Below are 22,281 nucleotides of genomic sequence, written 5' to 3' on the forward strand. Positions count from 1 at the left end.
ATTCCCCCTTATTTCTTGATTTTTTGCGGACGTGGATAGTTTTCTTTGGCAAATTGCTTAGAACGTTCTACCGCCAAACTGTTGTCTTCCACATCACGAGTAATCGTCGAGCCTGCACCCACTGTAGCACCATTGCCAATTTTCACAGGTGCAACCAATGAACTGTTCGAACCAATGAAAGCCTGATCACCAATGATGGTTTTAAATTTATTCGCACCATCATAATTGCAGGTAATGGTACCTGCACCAATATTAGAACCGGCACCGATTTCAGCATCACCGAGATAGGTGAAGTGGTTGGCTTTAGAGCCTACGCCAATCGTGGTATTTTTCACTTCTACAAAGTTACCGATATGCACCTCGGCAGCAAGCTTCGCACCCGGACGCAGTCGTGCAAAAGGGCCAATCTGGGTATCTTCACCAACGATAGCATTGTCAAAAATGCTATAAGGCTGCACTTTAGTCCCAGCTGCAATTTTGGTATTTTTGATGATGCAGCCGGCGCCAATTTCAACATGATCGCCCAGCTCGCAATCACCTTCGATAATCACGTTGATATCAATCTGTACATCTTGACCGACAGTTAAATTACCACGCAAATCAAAACGGCTCGGATCAATCAGATGTACACCTTGCTGCATCAGCTGTTTGGCCTGAAATGCCTGAAACTGACGTTCTAATGCTGCCAGTTGCACACGGTCATTTACGCCTTCAACTTCAAAGGCTTGTTCAGGTTCTACCGAAGCAACCTGCATACCATCTGCCAGAGCCATCGCCACAATATCGGTCAGATAGTATTCACCCTGAACATTCTCATTGCTTAAATTTGGCAGCCATTGATGCAACTTGGCATTGCTGACCGCATAAATGCCAGTATTAATTTCTTGGATCTGACGTTGCTTATTCGTTGCATCTTTATGTTCAACAATGGCCTGAATCTGACCATTTTTACGCACGATGCGACCATAACCATTGGCATCTGGCAAGGTGAGCGTGACCAGACCAATGCCAGTTTCTGCAGTGGCATCGAGTAATTTTTGCAAGGTAAGCGGGTTAATACAGGGTACATCACCAGAAAGAATCAACGATACGCCGTCTTGGGGCAGGACAGGTAAAGTCATTTGTACGGCATGACCGGTCCCCAGCTGTTCGCTCTGTTCAACCCATTTAATTTTTTGCGCTGTAAAAGCAGCTTGAACCTGCTCGCCACCGTGCCCGTAAATGGTAATAATATTATCTGCGTTTAATTTTTTTGCTGTGTCAATGACATGACCCAGTAAAGGACGTCCTGCAAGCGGTTGTAATACTTTCGGTAAGCTTGAACGCATGCGCGTGCCTTTACCTGCAGCAAGAATAATAACAGTCGTTGACATGTTCTAATCCTAAATATGGCTTATGCCACGGTGAAGTAAAAATAAATCAAAATACAAAGAGCCGCCCACAGGCCAGCAATGATGTCATCCAGCATGATGCCAAAACCGCCGTCGACCTGACGGTCAATGACCCGAATCGGCCACGGTTTCCAGATATCAAATAATCTGAATAGCGCAAAACCGACCAGCAGCCAGAGCCAGTTCATCTGGCCGAGATAGATCAGGGGTAAAAATGTGATGGATTGTCCGGCGAATTCATCCCAGACAATGCGGCCATCATCATGAACGCCCATGACCTTGGCAGTATGCCCGCAGATATATATGCCAATCAGGGACATGATGGCAATGGCAAAAAGACTGTTTAAAAAATCAAGATGCAGCCAAATCGGGATAAATAACAGTGCAAAAGCCGAACCAAAGGTCCCCGGTGCTTTAGGCACCAGTCCTGAGCCGAAGCCAACGCCACTAAATACAATCAGTCGGTCGGTCCATGACATGGCTTTAAAATTGATCGCAGGTTTATGCAAAATGTTGATACCCATTAAATTGAAGCAAATGATCTACGCCATCTTTTTCAAAAGTTAAGCCGTGCTGCTGCTGAATTGTGCCGACTATACTAATCGAAACATCAAGTTGTTTTTGCAATAATTTTTCGTAATTTTGCGGGCTTATTGTAAAACATAATTCATAATCGTCGCCACCGGCCAGTGCATATTGCCATTTTTGTGCTTCACTTAAGGCCTGCAGGGCAGGATTGATCGGTAAGTGTTCCAGTTGTAGCTTGGCACCGACTTGCGAGGCTTTGAGAATATGTCCAAGATCTTGGGCTAAACCATCCGAGACATCAATCATGCTATGCGCCAGACCTTTTAAGGCGGCACCGAGCTGACAGCGTGGCGTCGGATAGTCCAGACGTTTCTGTAGCGGATGACCTAAATGATTTAAGGCAAAAGCAGCATCGCCGACAGTTCCACTGACGCAGATCAGATCACCTGGTTTTGCACCTGAGCGTGGCACCGCTTGGCCGATATCGACCCAGCCTAAGGCTGTCACAGATAAAGTGAGATGCGGACTTTGGGTGGTATCACCCCCGATTAAACTTACGCCAAATTGATCGCAGCAATCATACAAACCCTGACTAAAGGCTTTGAGCCAGTCATGATCAATTTGGGGTAGGCTCAATGCCAGAAGAATACTATGCGGTTTTGCACCCATCGCGGCAATATCGGAAAGATTAACAGCAACCGATTTCCAGCCAATGGCATGCGGATTTGTATCGAGAGGAAAGTGTCGTCCAGCAACCAGTGTATCGGCACAGATGACCAGTTGTTGCTGAGGCGGAGGGGTGAGCAAGGCTGAATCGTCACCGACGCCTAAATCGACAGAATGGGTATTCTTGCGATTGAAATAGGTGTCGATAATCGAAAATTCAGCCATACAACAATTCGACTTTAATTAGTTGGCTTGTTGCTTTTCTGCTGCACGTAAAGTTGTCGCTAAACGATCCAATACACCGTTGATGTATTTGTGGCTGTCGGCACCGCCAAAATGTTTAGCCAACTCGATCGCTTCGTCTAGAACCACACGATATGGAATCTCAAGATGTTCTTTGAGTTCATACGCGCCTAGACGCAAGGTTGCGAGTTCAACACCATCCAGTGCTGAAAGTTCACGATCGAGTACCGGAATTAAGAGCGCATCCAATGCTTCATGATTGGCAACCACTTGAGTCAACAATTCATGATAATAGCTCAGATCCACTTTATGCATGGCATTTTCCACACGCGTACGTGCTTCAATCTCATGCACCGGATTGTGGCTCATTTGCCATTCATAAATTCCTTGTACAGCAAAGCGACGTGCTTTACGTTTTGCTGCATAAGTTGCTTGAAGTGTTTGCGACATAGCGTTAAATAGCCTTTAACAAGTTAACCATTTCAATCGCAGTCAGGGCAGCTTCGCTACCTTTATTGCCTGCTTTTGTTCCAGAGCGTTCAATCGCTTGTTCAATACTGTCCGTAGTGAGTACACCGTTAATGACAGGTAAGCCAGTGTCCAGGCCAACCACGCCTAAACCTTTGGCACATTCGCCTGCAACGAAATCGAAGTGAGGCGTGCTACCACGAATCACGGCGCCAAGCGCGATGATGGCATCGAAACGATCTGAAGCTGCCAGTTTTTTCGCAACTACAGGAAGTTCCCAGGCACCAGGGGCATGAACAACAGTGATATTATCCTCTGATACACCATGACGTTTCAATGTATCAATGGCACCTTCTAACAGATGTTCAACCACAAAGCTGTTAAAACGACCAACTAAAATCGCATAACGGTCTTCGTTCGCGAGATGTAACATACCTTCAATACGGCGAACTGCCATAGCAACCTCGATGATTTCTTAAGATGTTTGTTGTGCGGTGATGTATTCCACCACTTCTAAGTTAAAGCCTGATAGTGCATTGAAGCGCAATGGAGAGCTGAGCAGCTTCATTTTTTCAACGCCTAGATCACGCAAAATTTGTGCACCGACACCAATGGTCTGATACTGCTGAGACAGTGCAGAATTTGATTTTACATTTTTTGGTGTATTTAAGGTATCTAAAGCCGGACCCAAATCCTGTAAATGACGTTGGCCAATCCAGACCAGTACACCACGATCACTATTGGAAATTTCTTTTAGTGCACGGTCTAAATTCCAGGCCGGTTCGCCGTCCTGTTTTTTCAGTTTGAGCAAATCACGGGTCGGATTAAAACCATGTACACGAACGGTGGTCACGCCTTGTTTAGGCTCGCCTTTGACCAGGGCCAAATGAATATCCGGGTTGCCCAGTTCACGATAACGATATAAATCAAATGTGCCGTATTCAGTGTCGAGTTTTTGATGATCGAGACGCTCAACAGTTTGCTCATTGGTCATGCGGTAATGAATCAGGTCGGCAATGGTGCCAATTTTCAAACCATGCTTTTCAGCAAAAACTTCAAGATCCGGACGGCGCGCCATCGTGCCATCTTCATTGATGATTTCACAAATCACCGAAGCCGGTTCCAGTCCTGCTAAACGAGAAAGATCACAACCTGCCTCGGTATGCCCGGCACGGTGCAATACGCCACCCGGCTGCGCCATCAGCGGGAAGATGTGTCCTGGCTGTACAATATCTGCCGGTTTGGCATGAGCAGCCACCGCAGTTTGAATCGTGTGCGCACGTTCAGCCGGTGAGATCCCGGTAGAAATACCTTTGGCTGCTTCAATTGACAGGGTAAAATTGGTTCCATGCTGGGCACCGTTTGCATCGACCATCAAAGGCAGATTCAACTGCTGGCAACGCTCTTTGCTTAAAGTCAGGCAGACCAGACCACGTGCATGGGTGATCATGAAGTTGATGTCTTCAGGACGTACGTGCGTGGCAGCAATCACTAAGTCGCCTTCATTTTCACGATCTTCATCATCCATCAGGATGACCATTTTTCCTGCACGGATATCTGCTACAAGCTCTTCAACAGTATTGAGCGGCATCAACCTTCACCTTCTTTTTTGATCTTGATCAGACCGAATCATGACATTATTGGGTACATAGTCTAACGCTTTTTAAGCAATTTTGCCTATGCTTATTAGTTTCCCTATAGTGGTTCAATGTTATACACAGTCTTGGGAATCATGAAAAGCCGACTTTAAATGAAAGCCAGGGCTTTATGCAGGTTTTTTGAACAGTTAAAATGCATAAAAAATGAAAAACTTAGGCGAAGTCCTTCTAAGTTAAAGTATTAATTTGTTTTTTATACAGTTTTATTCCTGTTTTTGTGATTTTCAGACTTTTATTTTGCTGGTCAACGATCAAGAGCAGAAAAATTTACCAGATATTAAAAAACTTGAATAAAACAAAAAAGCGAACCGCAGTTCGCTTTTGAGAAAATTCATACTTAGAAGAAACCAGCCGGTTTGGTTGAATAACTCACCAGCAGGTTTTTGGTCTGTTGATAATGATCCAGCATCATTCTGTGATTCTCACGGCCAATCCCTGATTTTTTATAGCCACCGAAAGCCGCATGTGCAGGATAAATATGATAACAGTTGGTCCAGACCCGACCCGCTTGAATCGCGCGTCCTGCACGGTAAGAGGTGTGTGCTGAACGTGACCACACACCTGCTCCTAAACCATAAATGGTGTCATTGGCGATTTTAATGGCATCATCAAAGTCCTTAAATGTCGCCACCGCCAGCACCGGCCCGAAGATTTCATCCTGAAAGGTTTTCATGTCATTGGTGCCTTTGAAAATGGTCGGTTCAATATAAAAACCTTGTCCCACTTCCTGACGTGCTTCACCACCGGTCAGAATTTGCGCACCCTCTTCGCGGCCAGTGGCAATACAGCCCAGAATCTTGTCCTGCTGTTCCTGTGAGGCTTGCGCACCAATCATGGTGTCGGTGTCGAGCGGATGACCGGTTTTAATGCGTTGCACCCGTTCTACCGCACGCGCCAGAAACTCATCGGCAATACTTTCCTGCACCAAGGCACGAGAAGGACAGGTACAGATTTCACCCTGATTCAGGGCAAACATGGCAAAGCCTTCCAGTGCCTTGTCCAGATAATCATCTTCCTGATCCATAATGTCGGCAAAGAACAGGTTTGGTGACTTTCCGCCAAGTTCCAGTGTTACCGGAATAATATTCTCGGTGGCGTATTGCATGATTTGCTGACCGACTGCGGTTGAACCGGTAAAGGCAATCTTGGCAATGCGCGGATTGGTCGCGAGTGGACGACCGACTTCGATACCATAACCATTGACAATATTCAGTACACCCGGCGGCAAAATGTCCTGAATCAGTTCAGCTAAAACTAAAATGCTGACCGGGGTCTGTTCCGCAGGTTTCAGCACGATACAGTTGCCTGCTGCCAAGGCGGGTGCGAGTTTCCAGGCCGCCATCAGGATCGGGAAGTTCCACGGAATGATTTGACCCACCACACCCAACGGTTCATGGAAATGGTAGGCAATGGTATCTTCATCAATCTCGGAAATGCCGCCTTCTTGTGCGCGGATACAGCCGGCAAAATAACGGAAATGATCAATACATAGCGGAATATCGGCCGCTAAGGTTTCACGGATCGGCTTGCCGTTGTCCCAGGTTTCTGCCACCGCCAGCAGTTCCAGATTTTGTTCCAGACGATCTGCAATTTTTAGCAGGATATTGGAACGGGTGGTGGCTGAGGATGTATTCCACTGTGCTTTGGCCTTGTGCGCTGCATCTAGGGCCAATTCGATGTCTTCTACAGAAGAGCGCGGCACTTTGGTAAAGACTTTGCCATCTACCGGAGAGATATTGTCAAAGTATTCGCCTTTAACTGGAGCGACCCATTCGCCGCCAATGAAGTTGTCGTATTGGGCTTTAAATTGAATTTTTGCACCGTCAGTATTGGGGTCTGCATAACGCATAATCTATTCCTTTATATGATTGTTATTGGTACACGCTGACCCTATTTTCTCAATTGAAAATGCTACAGTTTCAGCAGTCAGCTCTACTATAAAGAGGGAAAAAGACAGGTGGTGCTTTGATTACACGCTTGCTACAAAAGACAACATTTGGAATATGAAGTATAGGAATTAAATTTTATATTTAATCGAAGCTTATCCTAAGAAATAAGCATTTAACTGGCGCTTAAAAAATCGAAGGATTCATGTATTTCTGATGGTTGCGGATTACATTCAAGAGGGCCATTTTATTCAATCAAAACACTTAACAGAAAACAGGAGCCTAAAATCATCTTTCCTGTTTGCCGGCATTATAGTCCTTTGCTGTTGAGCCATTGAAACAGCTGCTGATAAACCTGTTCACGTACAGATTTGTCTGAAAGCACCAGATCGTGTAAACCATTCTGAATGCTTTGAACCGTGACATCAGCTTTAATTTTTTTGGCATATTTCTGAATGTCTTTAACTCCCAAAATCACATCACTAGTTTGCGCTGCCTTGCCCCATTTTTTTGGATATAAAGTCTGATGCGAATGCATGACCAGAACCGGAATATCGAGTTCGATGCCGCGATGAATTTCTTTTTGTGCTTCATAGATGGCACGAATAAAACTGATCCGTACCCTTGGGTAGCGGGTCTTTTTCCAGTCCAGACTGAAGTCCCATTCACCTTTTAAATCCTTGTGCAGACTGGTGGCATACCATTTATTTAACTCACTCGGAAATCTAAGGTCGGGAAAAATTTTCGCCAGTTTGCTTAACTGCGGGATGCCGAGCGCACGTTTTATCGGATTCATATTAAAGTTATAAAATGGACTGTTGACCCAGAGTGCTTTGATTAACCGATGATTAGGGTGATGTGCCGCGAACAATGTCGTGATGAGGCCGCCGGTAGAATGACCACAGAGCAGGGCAGCATCATGGCCCTCGCTTGCGATAATATCCAGTGCCTGGCTAATTTCTGCATCATATTCAGACAGCTCATGCACATTATAATAGTTCTGATGCGGCAGAATCGAACGGCCATATTTTCTTAAATCCAGCGCATAAAAATCAAAACCTTGCTGATTAAAGCGTTCCGCCATTTCAGTCTGGAAGAAATAATCAATAAATCCGTGAATATACAAAACTGCTTTAGGAGTAGGCTGCGCTGCTTTTTTACGTATCAGGGTTGCTACAACTTTGCCCTCATAGTCATCTGGAAAGCTCAAGGTGGCTTGCTCATAGCCGATGCCTAAAATATCAGCTTGATAAAGGGGCTGGAATTCACTCATTTTTATACTCATTTATATTATTGAATTTATACTTTATCCTTGATGAGCTTTGACTTTTTGTCAAATCAATCTTCTGCCTTAGCAGTATGAAAAAGATCAATACTATTTAAATAGGCCATAACCCATTTTAAATCAGTGAGATTTTAAAATAGAACAAGCATTTTTGATGGATAAAAGAAATTTATTACAAAATTAACCAAAATCTCTCCTATCACGCTACGTTATCAGATTATAAAATCCTGCTAAAAGCATTATCAATTTACTAAATACCCCAAAAGGCTAAAATCAGGATAGGCTATATAAAATAACGATAGTGATGTCATTGTTTTCGGCGAAGTGCCGAGGATTGATTAGAAGAGTTAAATAATGCCCAGAGAAAATTTGAACAGTAAACGCCCTTTATATATTCCGTATGCTGGAAACACCTTATTAGAACTCCCGTTACTCAATAAAGGTTCTGCATTTACTGAAGAAGAGCGTAGAAGCTTTAATTTGCATGGTTTAATTCCTCATGTGACCGAGACCATTGAGGAACAGAGTCAGCGCTCTTATCAGCAATATTGTGCTTTTAATAGTGATATCAACAAGCATATTTATTTGCGTAATATTCAGGATACCAATGAAACCCTGTTTTATCACCTGATTGAAAATCACCTTAGCGAGATGATGCCGATTATTTACACCCCGACTGTGGGGGAGGCATGTCAGCGCTTTTCTGATATTTATCGCCGTCATCGCGGGATCTTTATTTCCTATCCGGATCGCGATCAGATCGAGCAGATTATTCACAATATTAATAAAAAGAACGTGAAAGTGATTGTGATTACCGATGGCGAACGCATTTTGGGTTTAGGCGATCAGGGGATTGGCGGAATGGGGATTCCGATTGGTAAATTGGCGCTCTATACTGCCTGTGGTGGAATCAGCCCAGCGTATACCTTACCGATCACTCTCGATGTCGGCACCAATAATCAGCAATTGCTGAATGATCCGATTTATATGGGTTGGCGTGAACCGCGGATCAGCGGCGATGAATACTATGCTTTTGTCGAAATGGTAATTCAGGCCATTCAGCAGCGCTGGCCGGATGCATTGATTCAGTTTGAAGACTTTGCGCAGAAAAATGCCATGCCTTTGCTGGAAAAATACCGTGATCGCATTTGCTGTTTTAATGATGATATTCAGGGAACCGCTGCGGTTTCGGTCGGAAGTTTAATTGCCGCTTCACGTGCAGCAGGTAAGCAGTTGAAAGATCAGGTGGTGGCATTTCTGGGGGCTGGTTCAGCTGGTTGCGGGATTGCGGAACAGATCATTAAACAAATGATTGCGGAAGGCTTGAGCGATAGCGAAGCACGTGCACGAATCTTTATGGTCGACCGCTTTGGTCTGATCACTGAAAATCAGCCGAATTTACTAAATTTTCAGCGTAAATTGGCACAGCCTGCTGAACATGTAGAAAGCTGGGCAGATGCTGAAGCCATGATTTCATTAACAGATGTCGTGAAGCATGCTAAGCCAACAGTACTGATTGGGGTTTCGGGGCAACCGGGATTATTCACGCAGGAAGTGGTTGAAGCTATGGCTGAGAATAGCGTGCAGCCAATTATTTTCCCTTTATCCAATCCGACTTCACAGGTAGAAGCAGTACCGGCAGATATTTTGCAATGGACTAAGGGTAGAGCGCTGATTGCCACAGGTAGCCCCTTTGCACCGGTGAATTATCAGGAAAAAATCCATCATATTTCACAGTGCAATAATTCTTATATTTTCCCCGGAATTGGGTTGGGGGTGATTGCTTCGGGTGCGAAGCGTGTTACAGATAATATGCTGATGGCTTCTAGTAATGCTTTGGCGGATTGTTCGCCTAAGTTGCAAGACCCACAAGCGGATTTATTGCCAAGTCTCGATCATTTGCAGTCTATTTCAAAGCAGATTGCGTTGAAAGTCGCCCTTGCAGCCATTGAGGATGGGGTGGCGCCTAAAGTAAGTATTGAGGACTTGCAGTTAGCGATTGAGCATAATTTCTGGACACCGCAATATCGTGATTATCAGCGGGTCACTTTCTAATTTTAAATGAAGACAAACTCTGACTAAGCACTCGTTTTGGGCTGGTCAGCGTTTATTGGTTAAAATAGGCAATGCCTAAAAAAAGCCCCGATCTTTCGATCAGGGCTTTTTTGAATCTGGAGCGGGAAAGGAGACTCGAGCTCTCTGATTCCAATCTCGATAAAGTCGCTGAGATTTATTTTATTAAATGATATTAATTTTAAATATATGATTTAATGTAAAATATTTTACTGACTGGTATAATTTGATGATGAGAGAGGGGCCTGGGTCTACGGTTTCTGTTTTGCCTTTTGGCGTAAGACGTACAAATATAAGCTTTCTACTTTTTCACGTGCCCATGGTGTGGTACGCAAGAATCGCAATGATGATTTAACACTTGGGTCTATGCAAAAACATCTAATTTCAATTTTACGACTTAAACCTTCAAAGCCACCGTAGTAATCCAATAATTCATCCAAAATGTCAGCAAGTTTTTTGCCGTGTAAAGGGTCATTGGGGGTGTTCATAATAGATCAATCGTATTTTGGGTGGCCATTATTATAACCTGAGCTAATTGGAAAACTAGAGCGTTTGAATGTAGGTAATGATGGACTGAATAACCATCAAAATTCTGGAGCACGCCCAGCAATCGGGTGAGGCATCATATATATGACTTGGTAATCCCATGTGCTGTGTAGGAAAGTTTTTTCTTAATGGGTCACCTTCTTAATGGGAGTAGGTACGAGGAGCGTTCTAAACCTTTACGGATCGCTTCAGCACTGTATTCAAAGGCAATTAATGGTCGACCTGTGATTGCTGTTGAGGAGACCAGTGTACCCCAAAGCCAATATTCACCCCATCAATTATAGTAAGCATTAAGTTTTTTGAGCGTGGATTTATTTCCAGATAAAGTCGTTCTTTACGAAGCCTCTCACATAAAACGCAACAACTTCTTCAGGTTTTTCTGAATCTTAAATCCATAATATTGGGTCTTATGTTTAGATATGGCTATTAAGCCACAAAATAATGGAGTTATAAAATGTGTCGGTTGATCGGTGCAAAGGTGCTTTATTGGATGATTAGGTCCTATTAGATTAAAGAAGTCTAATTAGACATTTACAATCTAATGGAATCTAATACAATCTATAGCAATAAAGAATCATTGCTGAGTAATTAAAATGAGTAGCATCTCCAATGACCCTTGGCATTTTCCACGTACAGAACTAGCTAAACAAATTTTAGGCATGTTTGAGACTGGACTAGCTAGTTCTCTGACTTTTTTTGCCCCACGCCGGATGGGAAAAACTGAATTTTTACGAAAAGATATTACGCCCTTAGCAGAACAGCTTGGATGGCGCGTTTTTTATTTCAGTTTTTTAGATGCAGGCCTGCATAGTGAAGGACAGTTTGTAAAAGCTCTTGATGAGTTTTCACAGCAAAATGGCTTGATTGGTAAAGCCAATCATTGGATTAAAAATATTGGCTCTTTAAGTACAGAGGTGGCAGGTGTAAAAGCCGAAGTGACTCTTGCACAAGGGCAAGTGAATTCCAGTATTTTATCTAGTATTACAAAACTGGCTCAGCAGGGTAAACCTATTTTATTGCTACTTGATGAGATTCAGGCTTTAGCTAGTTCAAAATATAAAACAACTATTGCCAGTTTGCGTACTGCTTTAGATATGCATAAAGAAACGATAAAGGTAATTTTTACTGGTTCAAGTCGAGAGGGCTTGAGACAAATGTTTTCTGTGAGTAGTGCTCCATTTTTTCATTATGGGCAGAATTTACCTTTTCCAAATCTAACAAAAGCATTTACAGATCATCTGGCAGATGTATTTAATCAAACAACAGGACGTAGTTTGGATAAAGAAATTTTATGGTGTGCTTTTTTAGATATGAAGCAAAGTCCTCAACTGGTGAGGTCATTGGTTGAGCGTTTAGCATTAAACCCAATGCTGGCTATAGATTTTGCAAAGGAACAGCTTATAGCCGATACAATGGGGCACCGTGACTTTTCAGGATTATGGGGAGAGTTTAAGTTATTAGAACAGCTGCTCTTAAAAGCCATAGCTGAATCACAAGTTGAACTTTACAGTATTCAATTTAGACAGCATCTTGCTGACTCCATCGGTGTAGACAGCATTGCAGTATCGAGTATTCAATCTGCCCTACGTTCTTTATCAAAAAAACAAATTATTTTTAAACCAGAAAATGGTACTTATGAAATCGAAGATGCTCTTTTTAAAGAATGGATTATGGATGAAGCATAAATTTTTTAATAATGGTCAGTACCCGGTAAAATACCTCGTTAAGAGGATTCATGATTCCTCATCTCCGAGAAGACCCTTCCATGGGTTGGTCATTAAGTCATCCTGATCTTCGATCGTGATTTTAATTTCATCATTCAATAATTGTCTGATTAAATGAACTTTATCATCTGGAATGAGCATCAGTTGAGCATTTAATCCTGCCGCGATAATTTCTAAGGTCTCTAATCGTGGATTACCCTGACTTTCCAGTTTTTGGTACTGCTGTCTTGAAATGCCTGTACGGGATTGCATATTAACTTGCTTTAAGCCCAATAGGGTTCGTCTTTTTTTGATTTGCTGAAGTAAAGATTCATTTATTGTAGACACATTTATTTCTTTTAGGTTCTATAAGAAATATATTAGTTTCTTTTTTAAAGCAATTTATCATTTTGATCTGTAAAACAGCCCTAGCTACGTAGTGATCTGAAATCACTCTGAAAATACGCGGTTCAATTTAACTTATCTCCTTACGGAATTGGCAGAAAGATTGTCGATGCCGGATCTGAACTGTCGACAACTCTCTGGCAAAAATTCCTGGCAGCCCTGCATTTAACTGCCTAGCACAATCCGATAATAAATAATAACAAACCCGCCGCGCAGTTGGCATACAGTAAGTAAAGAAGTGGTGGACTGTGATCATAAAAATAACATCTCAAGCCGGAGGTAAACTAGATGGCCAAGTATAGTGATATCAATAGTTTTAATACCTTAGAAACATTGACCGTCGGTTCAGAACACTATCAGATTTTCAACCTGTCCAAATTGCAAGCGCAATTGGGCGACCTGTCCCGGCTGCCAAAATCTTTAAAAGTCTTGCTGGAAAATTTACTACGTTTTGAAGATCAGCTCACGGTGAAAACCGAGCATATTCATGCGCTGGCAGGGTGGTTAAACAACCAAACCTCAGAACAGGAAATCCAGTATCGTCCGGCACGGGTGCTGATGCAGGATTTTACCGGTGTTCCCGCAGTGGTTGATCTTGCCGCGATGCGTGCAGCAGTGGCCAAAGCCGGTGGTGACCCGGAAAAAATTAATCCGTTGTCACCGGTGGATTTGGTCATCGATCACTCGGTGATGGTCGATTACTTTGCCAGCCCGCAAGCTTTTGAGCAGAATGTCGCCATTGAGATGCAACGCAATGGCGAGCGCTACCAGTTTCTACGTTGGGGGCAGGCTGCGCTCAATCAGTTTCGCGTGGTGCCGCCAGGAACCGGGATTTGCCATCAGGTTAATCTGGAACATCTGGCACAAGTAGTTTGGAGCAATGAGGTCGATGGGCAGCGCTTTGCCTTTCCTGATACCTTAGTCGGTACCGATTCACATACCACCATGATCAATGGCTTAGGCGTGTTAGGTTGGGGAGTAGGCGGCATCGAAGCGGAAGCGGCCATGCTGGGCCAACCGATCTCCATGCTGATTCCAGAAGTGATCGGCTTTAAGCTCATAGGTAAACTCAAAGAAGGTATTACAGCAACTGATCTGGTGCTGACCATTACCCAGATGCTTCGCCAAAAAGGCGTAGTTGGAAAATTTGTCGAATTTTATGGCGATGGTCTGGCCGATTTACCCTTGGCTGACCGTGCCACTATTGCCAATATGGCACCCGAATATGGCGCTACCTGTGGCTTTTTCCCGGTTGATGAGGTAACGCTTTCCTATTTACGTTTAACCGGACGTCAGCCGGAAAGAATTGCCTTGGTAGAGGCCTATAGCAAGTTGCAAGGATTATGGCGTAATCCGGGGGATGAACCCGTCTTTACCGACACTCTGGCTTTAGATATGTCGACAGTAGAAGCCAGTCTGGCGGGCCCGAAACGCCCGCAGGATCGTGTGCTATTGTCGCAAGTGCCAAAAACCTTTCATGCCTTCATGGATCTGACCTTGAAACCGGTCAAAGAAGAAAAAGAGCGTCTGGAAAATGAAGGAGGGGGAGGTACGGCTGTTGAAGCGAAACAGGCCAACCTGCCACATGAAAATGCTTTTTGTATGATTGATGGTGAAAAATATCCGTTGCAGCATGGTGATGTAGTGATTTCAGCCATTACCTCCTGTACCAATACCTCGAATCCCAGTGTCATGTTGGCAGCAGGCCTATTGGCCAAAAAAGCAATCGAAAAAGGTTTGCAGCGGAAACCTTGGGTGAAAAGTTCACTGGCTCCAGGTTCCAAAGTGGTCAGCGATTATCTTGATGCAGCAGGGTTGACGCCTTATTTGAATCAACTGGGTTATAACCTGGTGGGTTATGGTTGCACTACCTGTATTGGTAATTCGGGACCTTTACCTGAAGTGATTGAAGAAGCTGTGCAATGTTTTGATTTGAATGTAGCTTCAGTGCTTTCCGGAAACCGTAACTTTGAAGGACGGGTGCATCCTTTGGTGAAAACCAACTGGCTCGCCTCGCCACCCTTAGTAGTTGCCTATGGTCTGGTCGGGAATATTCGAACTGATCTCACTGCTGAGCCGATAGGTGAAGGTTTTGATGGCCAAGCAGTTTATTTAAAAGATATCTGGCCGACACAGATGGAAATTGATGCCGCACTACAGAACGTGAATACCGAGATGTTCCAGAAAGAATATGCGGAAGTGTTTGAAGGCGATGCCAAGTGGAAAGCGATCCAGATTCCACAAAGTCAAACCTATGCTTGGGATGAACAATCAACCTATATCCGGCATCCTCCCTTTTTTGCAAAAATTGATCAGCCGGTGCGACCAATTCAGCCGATCAAACAGGCACGGATTTTAGCTATATTAGGCGATTCAGTCACGACGGACCATATTTCCCCGGCGGGTAATATCAAAAAAGATAGTCCGGCCGGCCGATATTTGCAGCAACAGGGGGTTGATGTAAAAGACTTTAACTCTTATGGTTCCCGCCGTGGCAACCATGAAGTGATGATGCGAGGTACCTTTGCCAATATCCGCATCAAAAACGAAATGCTGGGTGGCGAGGAGGGTGGCAATACCCTGCATATTCCAAGTGCAGAAAAACTCTCGATTTATGATGCGGCAATGCGCTATCAGGCAGAACAAACCCCACTCGTAATGATTGCTGGGAAAGAATATGGTACCGGTTCTTCACGTGACTGGGCGGCCAAAGGCACCAACCTGTTGGGGGTGAAAGCGGTGATTGCTGAAAGTTTTGAGCGGATTCACCGTTCCAATCTGGTTGGCATGGGGGTGTTACCTTTACAGTTTGTAGAGGGTCAAAACCGGCAGATCTTGAACCTAACGGGCCATGAAACACTGTCAATTTTAGGCTTGTCTGATGATATTCATCCGCATCAAATGCTGAAAGTAGATGTGCAACATACCGATGGTACGTGTAGCCATTTTCAAGTGTTGTGTCGTATTGATACCTTGAATGAGGTGGAATACTTTAAGGCCGGTGGTATCTTGCACTATGTCTTGCGCAATTTGCTCGCTTCCTAAATTGAATTATGAAAGCCCGATACCTACCACAATGCCGGTCAGTTAAGAATTGAAAAACTAAAATTATGCTCAATTAAGACATAAATTTAGATCAATTTAAATTCAAATATAAGGAAATTTAGATTTTTTTTCATCCAAATTTCCTTAACTGACTGGTATTAATCTTTTGATGGGTCTTTTCATAATCTAATGGAGAGCGCTGACCATTGGAACTATGCCTACATTATTAGGTGTAGATATCAAATGTGAACATAGATCTAATCTAATTTATTCATCATATTCCGCAAATATTTCTTCAATTTCATCCCATTGGGGCAAGTTAAACTTTTTTTATTCACTTCGAATTGTAAACCCATGCCATCAAGCACACGTTCAAATATGTCAAATGAACCTGTAAAATGACCATTCTCTATCTCTGAAATTGTTGTTTTATTCACTTTAGTCTTTTCTGAAAGACTTTTCTGTGTATAGCCTAATAATTTGCTTATCTTAAAGTTTAGCCCGAAGACCTTCCGCCAATTGTAAAACAGAGGCCAATCCCTGAGGGTTCTGAATCTGTTCTATTGGAATGCCATTCATCAATTTATTGGGTGATTTCATAAAATGCTGCATCCAGGCTGTATCCCCACCTGTCAGAGCATCTAATGATGTGGTAATACGGATTAAAGTGAGGGCGATTTCTCCCTGTTTTGAAGTGGGATCTAATTCAAGAGAAGTTAAAGTTTTCACCGAATCTATACTGAGTATTAAGGCTAGTTGATCCTGTGCAAGACCAAGTCGTTCAGCAGCAGCTAAGACTGCCTTAGCTAATATCATTTTCTGTTTTGCAGTTTTTTCTGATGTTGTATGCATGATCGATCCCTGTTCCAGACGCTGCTAATTCATAGAGTTTATACTATTTAATTATCGTTGATCAGATACTCAATTTTTACTAAATATATTAAATTTGGCTTTACATAAAGAAGCAACGGTTAAATTATTTAACAGCATGTAGTTATTTTTAGACCTTCAGCTTTAAGTTCAAGAGATCGTGGTCTACCGATACAGGCTAAATGTAAACAGAATTTAAATGCGGCCAGTGCTTTGGCATCTTTTGTTGAGTAAAGCTGGAGACGAACATAATCTTCTTGAGTCTTAGGATGCTCTGTTGTGCTCGATTTAGCCAGCTTCAGTAATAAAGGCTGTTTCTTTTTATCTAGCAATTGTACCAAGTCTTGTCCAAGCAAATGCCAAAATTGATGGGGAAACAGGTCTTTTACCTTGGAATAAAATGATTCCAATTGATCGATTTTATTCCATCGATAATGAATGCCAGTATGCGAAACCGTAACACGACTTAAAAATGTCTCAAGCACCGCTTTTATTTGATCTGGCTTTTTTTCAAAGATATTTTGAATATTTTCAAAGAAATAGTTCCTTGCTGTGCACTCTTCAATGGTATCAATCATGGCGGGTTTTAAAGGTTTATCAAGATGATTCGTGTTGTTGAGATCAAATAACCTTGGGTTGTTTTTTTGAGACTTGAGTTGGCCCAGTTGTTTGGCATTTTTATACCAGTACTCAACCAGTTCTATAGGTAAGCTCATTTCCTGTGAGACCTGATCTGGATCATGATGAATTTCCAGTAAATTTAGGCACTTAAAAAACCATGCAAATGAGATTTTGGATTCCTTTGTTCCTGCGAAATATTTAGAAAAATCATGAGGCTGTGAGTTAAATGAAACCTCATCCAGAATGTCTTCTATGTTACTTTTTAACCAGTCAGTTTGGTCGTTGAGTAACTCCTGACTTAAATGAATAGCATGCTTTTCAAAATTGAATGGAGCAGTATCTTTTACTGTGTTTAAAAATTTGAAAGAAGGTAGGTAGCCCATCATCTTCTTTACTAATTGAGTATCTATGTCTGGATGATATTGCAGTATTTTATGCCCAGCGATCAGGTAGCTCAGATGAATATAGCTTTTAAAGGTTTCTGTAGGGTCAATGTGACCCAGTAAATGGGCAATCATAAACCAATGATTTTGACCATGCGTATTACGGAGTAACTCTGTCCGAATGGGCTGATATTCTTCTTCGGTATAATCCGTCACATTCTTGACCAGTGGAGCGTAATTACAGTTCAGAACAACGGATAAGGTCGTGGGCACGCCATGGTCACATCTTGGTCACAAAATATAAATTACATTAAGAATATTTTTTATTAAATTGAATAACAAAGGAAGGGGGATTTTTAAAAATATAATAAAATCAACAATAAAAAAGCCCCCATCTTTCGATGAGGGCTTTTTGAATCTGGAGCGGGAAAGGAGACTCGAACTCCCGACCCCAACCTTGGCAAGGTTATGCTCTACCAACTGAGCTATTCCCGCGGAGTCTATAAAGTTTTTTAAATGAAAAAACTAAATGAAAAAATTTTGAGCGGGAAAGGAGACTCGAACTCCCGACCCCAACCTTGGCAAGGTTATGCTCTACCAACTGAGCTATTCCCGCATGCCGTGTATAATACAGCATGAAAAAATGTGGTCAACACCTTTGTTAAAAATCTTGTATCAATTGCATAAAATAAAAGCAAAATATTTTAGACCAGACAATAAATCACCAATATTCATGTGGGAATTCATGAAACTTCGCCACAATCAACAGATTGCGCTGTAACAGATTACCAAAATACTCAGCAGAACAAGGTATACTGACTTTATATTTTCAAAGATTGGAGTCAGGCCATGAGCTTAGAACAACAACTGAAAGATCGTTTAGCACAATTATCTCCGACCCATTTAGACGTGGTGAATGAATCTTCGGGTCATGGCGGTTATTTCCCTGGAAAAGAGTCTCATTTTAAAACTGTGATTGTCAGTCAGGCCTTTGCCGGTTTACGTCCAGTCCAGCGTCATCAGAAAGTCTATGCTGCTGCTGGTGATTTACTGGCCAAAGACAAGATTCATGCGCTGGCAATCCACGCATTTTTGCCTGAAGAATGGGCAGGGCAGGACACGACCAGTCCAGCTTGTGCACATGCACCAAAAAACTAAGAGGAAATGATGGAAACTCAACTTTTAGTCAAAATTATTCATATGTCAGCAGCAGGATTGGCGATTGTCGCCATTCTTGCCCGTGCCTTGACTTTGTTTATTGGTACACAAGGCAACCTACCGAATCCAAAGGCACGAATTGCGCTGGTGGCTTTACAGCATCTGGCCATTACGGTGATCGCGCTTACAGGTATTGTGTCATTGGTGATCAAGGATTTTGATGTGCAACCCTGGTTTTATGCCAAGGTTATTTTATTTTTTGTGCTGGTATCCTCTTTAGCTAAAGCCTATAAAAAAGATGATTCAATCTTGCTGGCACAACGCCGGGCTGGCTTATTTATTGCGGTAGTTGCATTGGTTTCTATTTTGATCTTGGTGATGATCAAGCCGAATTTTGGCTAAAAGCAAGCAGGCTGTGACTTCAAGCGCAGTCTGCCTATGTGAATAATTAAAAAATACAAGTGTGATAAAAGTAGTTAAAAATAACAGGAGGGGACATGAATACACGTGTGGTATTTAATCAAAAAGGTGGGGTGGGTAAGTCCAGTATTACCGTTAATCTGGCCGCGATCAGCGCACATCAGGGTTTAAAAACTTTACTCATTGATCTGGATCCACAAGCCAATTCCAGTCAATACGTATTAGGTGACGATGCGACCTATTCAAGTGACAAGCCGGCATTAGAACCGAATATTGAAAACTATTTTGAAAATGTGCTGGGCAATCAGCAAAGTAAAGGCTTGCTCGGCAATGCAATTGGCTCGATTTTGAAAAGCCGTAGCAAAGGTCTGGAAAGTTATGTGCATCAGTCTCCCTTTAAGTATCTGGATGTGATTCCAGCCAGCCCGACACTGGGCGCCTTGGCACATGCACTGGAGTCCAAGCATAAAATCTACAAACTGCGAGATGCTTTACAACAATTGTCCGGGCAATATGATCGGGTGTTTATTGATACCCCGCCGGCATTTAATTTCTTTACACTGTCGGCTTTGATTGCTGCAGACCGCGTGCTGATTCCATTTGACTGTGATGTGTTTTCTAAACGCGCCTTACAGACCCTGATTGAAAATGTCATTGAAACCCAAGATGACCATAATGAAAGACTGGAAATTGAAGGTATTGTGGTGAATCAGTTTCAGGCACAGGCCAGATTACCGCGTGAAGTGGTGCAGCAACTGAAAGATGAAGGATTGCCCGTACTCAATAGTATGTTACCGCCCTCCATCTTAATGAAAGAATCTCATCATAAAAATCAGCCCCTGATTCATTTGGCTACTGATCATAAATTGACTCAGGCCTATCAATCGTTGTTCAATGAGATAGAGCAGAACTAAGATCGAGTTAACTATGAAACTTGTGAAATTAAGCCTGAGTATTGCAGCACTTGCATTGCTGAGTGCTTGTGCAACAACGGTGAAACCCACCTATGTGTCCCCGACCCAGTATCAGACCTTGGGTTGTCAGCAGCTACAAGGCGAATATAACCGTATTCAGAAATATATCGACAATGGCGTGGAAGCACCAAAACGTACGGGTGTAGGTCTGGGCGTCGGTCTGGGTGGTGGCTGGGGCAGTCGCGGTGGTTGGGGGATTGGTCCGAGTGTTTCCGTCAATATGGGACAGTCATCCAATACCAAGCGAACCGAACTGGCACGGCTTTTAGGTGAACAGGAAGCGATTGTTCAGGCCGCCCGTTACAAAAATTGTCCGATTGTGGTTCGTCAGAATATTGCTAAATAACGAATTCCTGATCTCTTCATAAATGCTGATCTTGGGTCAGCATTTTTTATGATTTTTTCAAAATAGCCGAGCTGATATTCCGCTTAATATCACTTGAAATGGCGCGTATCGTCTCAGCATCCTAGATTTATAGAGCTGTTCTGGCATGAGAATATTGATTAAGCTATAAGCTAGGCCCGGAATAGTTCATCACGATGATTGAAAATTGGTTATTTGTATTGGGGCTAATCGCCGTTCTGATGATTCCTGGGCCGGCGAATGCCTTGGTCGCCAGCTCTGCGTATCAGCAGGGTCAGGCCAAAACCAGCCTTTATATTCCTGCCATTCTGATGGGCTATTTTTATGCGATTAATGTCTGGGCTTTGTTGATTCATCTGGCTTTACCGATCTGGCCAAACTTCAAAAGCTTGCTGTATGTCCTGAGTACCATCTGTGTGGGCTGGATGACGCTGCATTTATATAAGGCCCAGCAGTTAGAACGCTATAGCAAAAATCATCCGCAGATTCGTCCCTGGCAAATGTTTACTGTCACCTTAAGCAATCCTAAAGCAGCATTGTTGGCCTCCGGGATCTTACCCATGGAAACTTGGCAAAGTCCGACCAACTTTGTTCTGGTGTTTGCTGCCTTTTGCTTGAGTACCGTTCCAGTAGGGATTTTCTGGATGGTCTTTGGTCAGGCAATTTTGAGCAGTCACTCTGAAAAAATAAAAGCCGGCCTTATTTATAAAGGCTCGGCTCTGTTTGTACTGCTTTGTCTGATCCCATTACTGATCAAGCTTTGGGATTAAATGCACAGGCTATAAAAAATCTTAAGCTGTTTTACTTTTTTTGAGTCTTTGTTGAATAAAGCCGATCACACCTGGCAAGACACTTAAAATAATAATACCGAAAATCAAATAGGTGAAGTTATCTTTGACGATCGGCATATTACCGAACATATAGCCCAGAATGACAAATGAGCTGATCCAGATGAATCCACCCACTACATTATAGCTCAGGAAATATTTGTAATTCATGCTGCCAGCACCAGCGACAAAAGGTGCAAAGGTACGAGCAAAAGGCACAAAACGCGCAAAAATAATGGTTTTACCACCATGTCTGGCAAAGAATTGCTGAGTTGCCAATAAATGTTTTTTATTGATAAAGCGCGATTCAATCTCGAAAACCCGCGGCCCGATATATTTGCCAATATGGTAATTCAGGGTATCGCCCAATACTGCCGCAACAAATAAAAGCGGAATCAGTACCCAGGGATCCATCACACCTGTAGACGCTGCCAAAGCACCTGCTGCAAATAGCAAGCTGTCGCCGGGCAGGAATGGCATCACCACCAAACCTGTTTCCACAAAGATAATCAGGAAAAGAATGGCATAAATCCAGATCCCGTAATTGGTGATAAATTCAAGCAAGTGATCATCAACATGCAAGATAAAATCAATCAGTTCCATGAGCCCAGTACAAGCAAAAGTGTGCTCAAATCCTAACAGCGATCACCTATAAAGTCAGTAATAAAAGTCGACTATTTTGCGGCTTATTTTTCTGCTGTCGGGCGAATCCCTTCACTTTTAAAATAGATGTATCAGCGTATAAACATATTTTTATTGGGGCTTTT

The 22,281-nt window shown here is 42.9% G+C and carries 20 protein-coding genes, 2 tRNA genes and 3 pseudogenes; 8 read left to right on the forward strand and 17 right to left on the reverse strand.

Going from position 1 to position 22,281, the window contains the following annotated elements; all coding sequences use genetic code 11:
• Positions 1 to 8 precede the first annotated feature (8 nt).
• From glmU to LOZ91_RS13155, 8 genes are all read right to left on the reverse strand, one after another.
• Positions 9 to 1,373: a bifunctional UDP-N-acetylglucosamine diphosphorylase/glucosamine-1-phosphate N-acetyltransferase GlmU gene (gene glmU, locus LOZ91_RS13120; RefSeq protein WP_244783374.1), complete on the reverse strand. Its 1,365-nt coding sequence runs from the start codon at positions 1,371 to 1,373 to the stop codon at positions 9 to 11.
• A gap of 20 nt (positions 1,374 to 1,393) precedes the next feature.
• Positions 1,394 to 1,915 carry a phosphatidylglycerophosphatase A gene (locus LOZ91_RS13125; protein ID WP_004728817.1) on the reverse strand — a complete coding sequence of 174 codons (522 nt, stop codon included), beginning with the start codon at positions 1,913 to 1,915 and terminating at the stop codon, positions 1,394 to 1,396.
• On the reverse strand, positions 1,893 to 2,810 hold the full coding sequence (thiL, locus tag LOZ91_RS13130; RefSeq protein WP_074383718.1) for a thiamine-phosphate kinase: 918 nt from the start codon (positions 2,808 to 2,810) through the stop codon (positions 1,893 to 1,895). The genes LOZ91_RS13125 and thiL overlap by 23 nt, the downstream gene beginning before the upstream one ends.
• An 18-nt stretch (positions 2,811 to 2,828) precedes the next feature.
• Complete coding sequence (gene nusB / locus LOZ91_RS13135) at positions 2,829 to 3,278, reverse strand: transcription antitermination factor NusB (protein ID WP_004728813.1); 450 nt, start codon at positions 3,276 to 3,278, stop codon at positions 2,829 to 2,831.
• 4 nt (positions 3,279 to 3,282) lie between these two features.
• Complete coding sequence (ribE, locus tag LOZ91_RS13140; protein ID WP_004280926.1) at positions 3,283 to 3,753, reverse strand: 6,7-dimethyl-8-ribityllumazine synthase; 471 nt, start codon at positions 3,751 to 3,753, stop codon at positions 3,283 to 3,285.
• 18 nt (positions 3,754 to 3,771) lie between these two features.
• Positions 3,772 to 4,887 carry a bifunctional 3,4-dihydroxy-2-butanone-4-phosphate synthase/GTP cyclohydrolase II gene (ribBA, locus tag LOZ91_RS13145; protein WP_004728811.1) on the reverse strand — a complete coding sequence of 372 codons (1,116 nt, stop codon included), beginning with the start codon at positions 4,885 to 4,887 and terminating at the stop codon, positions 3,772 to 3,774.
• A 404-nt stretch (positions 4,888 to 5,291) separates the two neighbouring features.
• Positions 5,292 to 6,803, reverse strand: coding sequence for an aldehyde dehydrogenase family protein (locus tag LOZ91_RS13150; protein ID WP_005094691.1), 1,512 nt, complete (start codon positions 6,801 to 6,803; stop codon positions 5,292 to 5,294).
• Between the two features lie 347 nt (positions 6,804 to 7,150).
• Positions 7,151 to 8,113: an alpha/beta hydrolase gene (locus LOZ91_RS13155; RefSeq protein WP_159138732.1), complete on the reverse strand. Its 963-nt coding sequence runs from the start codon at positions 8,111 to 8,113 to the stop codon at positions 7,151 to 7,153.
• A gap of 366 nt (positions 8,114 to 8,479) precedes the next feature.
• Here LOZ91_RS13155 and LOZ91_RS13160 point away from each other — a divergent pair, with 366 nt between their 5' ends.
• Positions 8,480 to 10,180, forward strand: a complete 1,701-nt coding sequence (locus LOZ91_RS13160) for an NAD-dependent malic enzyme (protein ID WP_074383716.1) — start codon at positions 8,480 to 8,482, stop codon at positions 10,178 to 10,180.
• 269 nt (positions 10,181 to 10,449) lie between these two features.
• Here the strand turns inward: LOZ91_RS13160 and LOZ91_RS13165 are convergent, their stop codons facing one another.
• Together LOZ91_RS13165 and LOZ91_RS13170 are read right to left on the reverse strand one after the other, a co-directional pair.
• A complete protein-coding gene (locus LOZ91_RS13165; protein WP_005173763.1) occupies positions 10,450 to 10,686 on the reverse strand; it encodes a VF530 family protein in 237 nt (78 codons plus the stop codon).
• A gap of 115 nt (positions 10,687 to 10,801) precedes the next feature.
• Positions 10,802 to 10,991 (reverse strand): annotated as a pseudogene (locus LOZ91_RS13170) (type II toxin-antitoxin system HipA family toxin); the annotation flags it as partial.
• 346 nt (positions 10,992 to 11,337) lie between these two features.
• Here LOZ91_RS13170 and LOZ91_RS13175 point away from each other — a divergent pair.
• Positions 11,338 to 12,429, forward strand: a complete 1,092-nt coding sequence (locus tag LOZ91_RS13175) for an ATP-binding protein (protein ID WP_074383713.1) — start codon at positions 11,338 to 11,340, stop codon at positions 12,427 to 12,429.
• A 48-nt stretch (positions 12,430 to 12,477) separates the two neighbouring features.
• Here LOZ91_RS13175 and LOZ91_RS13180 read toward each other — a convergent pair whose 3' ends face one another.
• Positions 12,478 to 12,786: a helix-turn-helix transcriptional regulator gene (locus LOZ91_RS13180; protein WP_005173768.1), complete on the reverse strand. Its 309-nt coding sequence runs from the start codon at positions 12,784 to 12,786 to the stop codon at positions 12,478 to 12,480.
• Between the two features lie 354 nt (positions 12,787 to 13,140).
• On the opposite strand from LOZ91_RS13180, the gene acnA reads away from it, so the two are divergent.
• Positions 13,141 to 15,897 (forward strand): aconitate hydratase AcnA, encoded by a 2,757-nt coding sequence (acnA, locus tag LOZ91_RS13185; RefSeq protein ID WP_244783375.1) that lies wholly within the window; start codon positions 13,141 to 13,143, stop codon positions 15,895 to 15,897.
• 267 nt (positions 15,898 to 16,164) lie between these two features.
• Here the strand turns inward: acnA and LOZ91_RS13190 are convergent.
• The 5 genes and pseudogenes from LOZ91_RS13190 to LOZ91_RS13210 all read right to left on the reverse strand — a co-directional run bounded on the left by LOZ91_RS13190 (position 16,165) and on the right by LOZ91_RS13210 (position 18,387).
• Positions 16,165 to 16,427 (reverse strand): annotated as a pseudogene (locus LOZ91_RS13190) (helix-turn-helix transcriptional regulator).
• Positions 16,387 to 16,749: an antitoxin Xre/MbcA/ParS toxin-binding domain-containing protein gene (locus LOZ91_RS13195; RefSeq protein WP_244783376.1), complete on the reverse strand. Its 363-nt coding sequence runs from the start codon at positions 16,747 to 16,749 to the stop codon at positions 16,387 to 16,389. Before LOZ91_RS13195 ends, LOZ91_RS13190 begins: the two are co-directional and overlap by 41 nt.
• Positions 16,750 to 16,877: 128 nt before the next feature.
• A pseudogene (locus tag LOZ91_RS13200) lies at positions 16,878 to 18,032 on the reverse strand (site-specific integrase); the annotation flags it as partial.
• 158 nt (positions 18,033 to 18,190) lie between these two features.
• Positions 18,191 to 18,266, reverse strand: a tRNA-Gly gene (locus LOZ91_RS13205).
• A 48-nt stretch (positions 18,267 to 18,314) separates the two neighbouring features.
• A tRNA-Gly gene (locus LOZ91_RS13210) sits at positions 18,315 to 18,387 on the reverse strand.
• A gap of 233 nt (positions 18,388 to 18,620) precedes the next feature.
• On the opposite strand from LOZ91_RS13210, the gene LOZ91_RS13215 reads away from it, so the two are divergent.
• The 5 genes from LOZ91_RS13215 (at position 18,621) to LOZ91_RS13235 (ending at position 21,457) form a co-directional block, all read left to right on the forward strand.
• Positions 18,621 to 18,929 (forward strand): BolA family protein, encoded by a 309-nt coding sequence (locus LOZ91_RS13215; RefSeq protein WP_005094610.1) that lies wholly within the window; start codon positions 18,621 to 18,623, stop codon positions 18,927 to 18,929.
• A 9-nt stretch (positions 18,930 to 18,938) separates the two neighbouring features.
• Complete coding sequence (locus tag LOZ91_RS13220) at positions 18,939 to 19,331, forward strand: SirB2 family protein (RefSeq protein WP_100535338.1); 393 nt, start codon at positions 18,939 to 18,941, stop codon at positions 19,329 to 19,331.
• Between the two features lie 95 nt (positions 19,332 to 19,426).
• Positions 19,427 to 20,263, forward strand: a complete 837-nt coding sequence (locus LOZ91_RS13225) for a ParA family protein (protein WP_100535337.1) — start codon at positions 19,427 to 19,429, stop codon at positions 20,261 to 20,263.
• A 13-nt stretch (positions 20,264 to 20,276) separates the two neighbouring features.
• On the forward strand, positions 20,277 to 20,669 hold the full coding sequence (locus LOZ91_RS13230) for a hypothetical protein (protein WP_100535336.1): 393 nt from the start codon (positions 20,277 to 20,279) through the stop codon (positions 20,667 to 20,669).
• Between the two features lie 194 nt (positions 20,670 to 20,863).
• Positions 20,864 to 21,457, forward strand: coding sequence for a hypothetical protein (locus LOZ91_RS13235; protein ID WP_005094603.1), 594 nt, complete (start codon positions 20,864 to 20,866; stop codon positions 21,455 to 21,457).
• Positions 21,458 to 21,478: 21 nt separating this feature from the next.
• Here LOZ91_RS13235 and LOZ91_RS13240 read toward each other — a convergent pair whose 3' ends face one another.
• Positions 21,479 to 22,117 (reverse strand): DedA family protein, encoded by a 639-nt coding sequence (locus LOZ91_RS13240; RefSeq protein ID WP_074383709.1) that lies wholly within the window; start codon positions 22,115 to 22,117, stop codon positions 21,479 to 21,481.
• Positions 22,118 to 22,281: the final 164 nt, after the last annotated feature.

Source organism: Acinetobacter sp. F-1, assembly GCF_022869025.1.
In the GTDB taxonomy this organism is placed as follows: domain Bacteria; phylum Pseudomonadota; class Gammaproteobacteria; order Pseudomonadales; family Moraxellaceae; genus Acinetobacter; species Acinetobacter pseudolwoffii.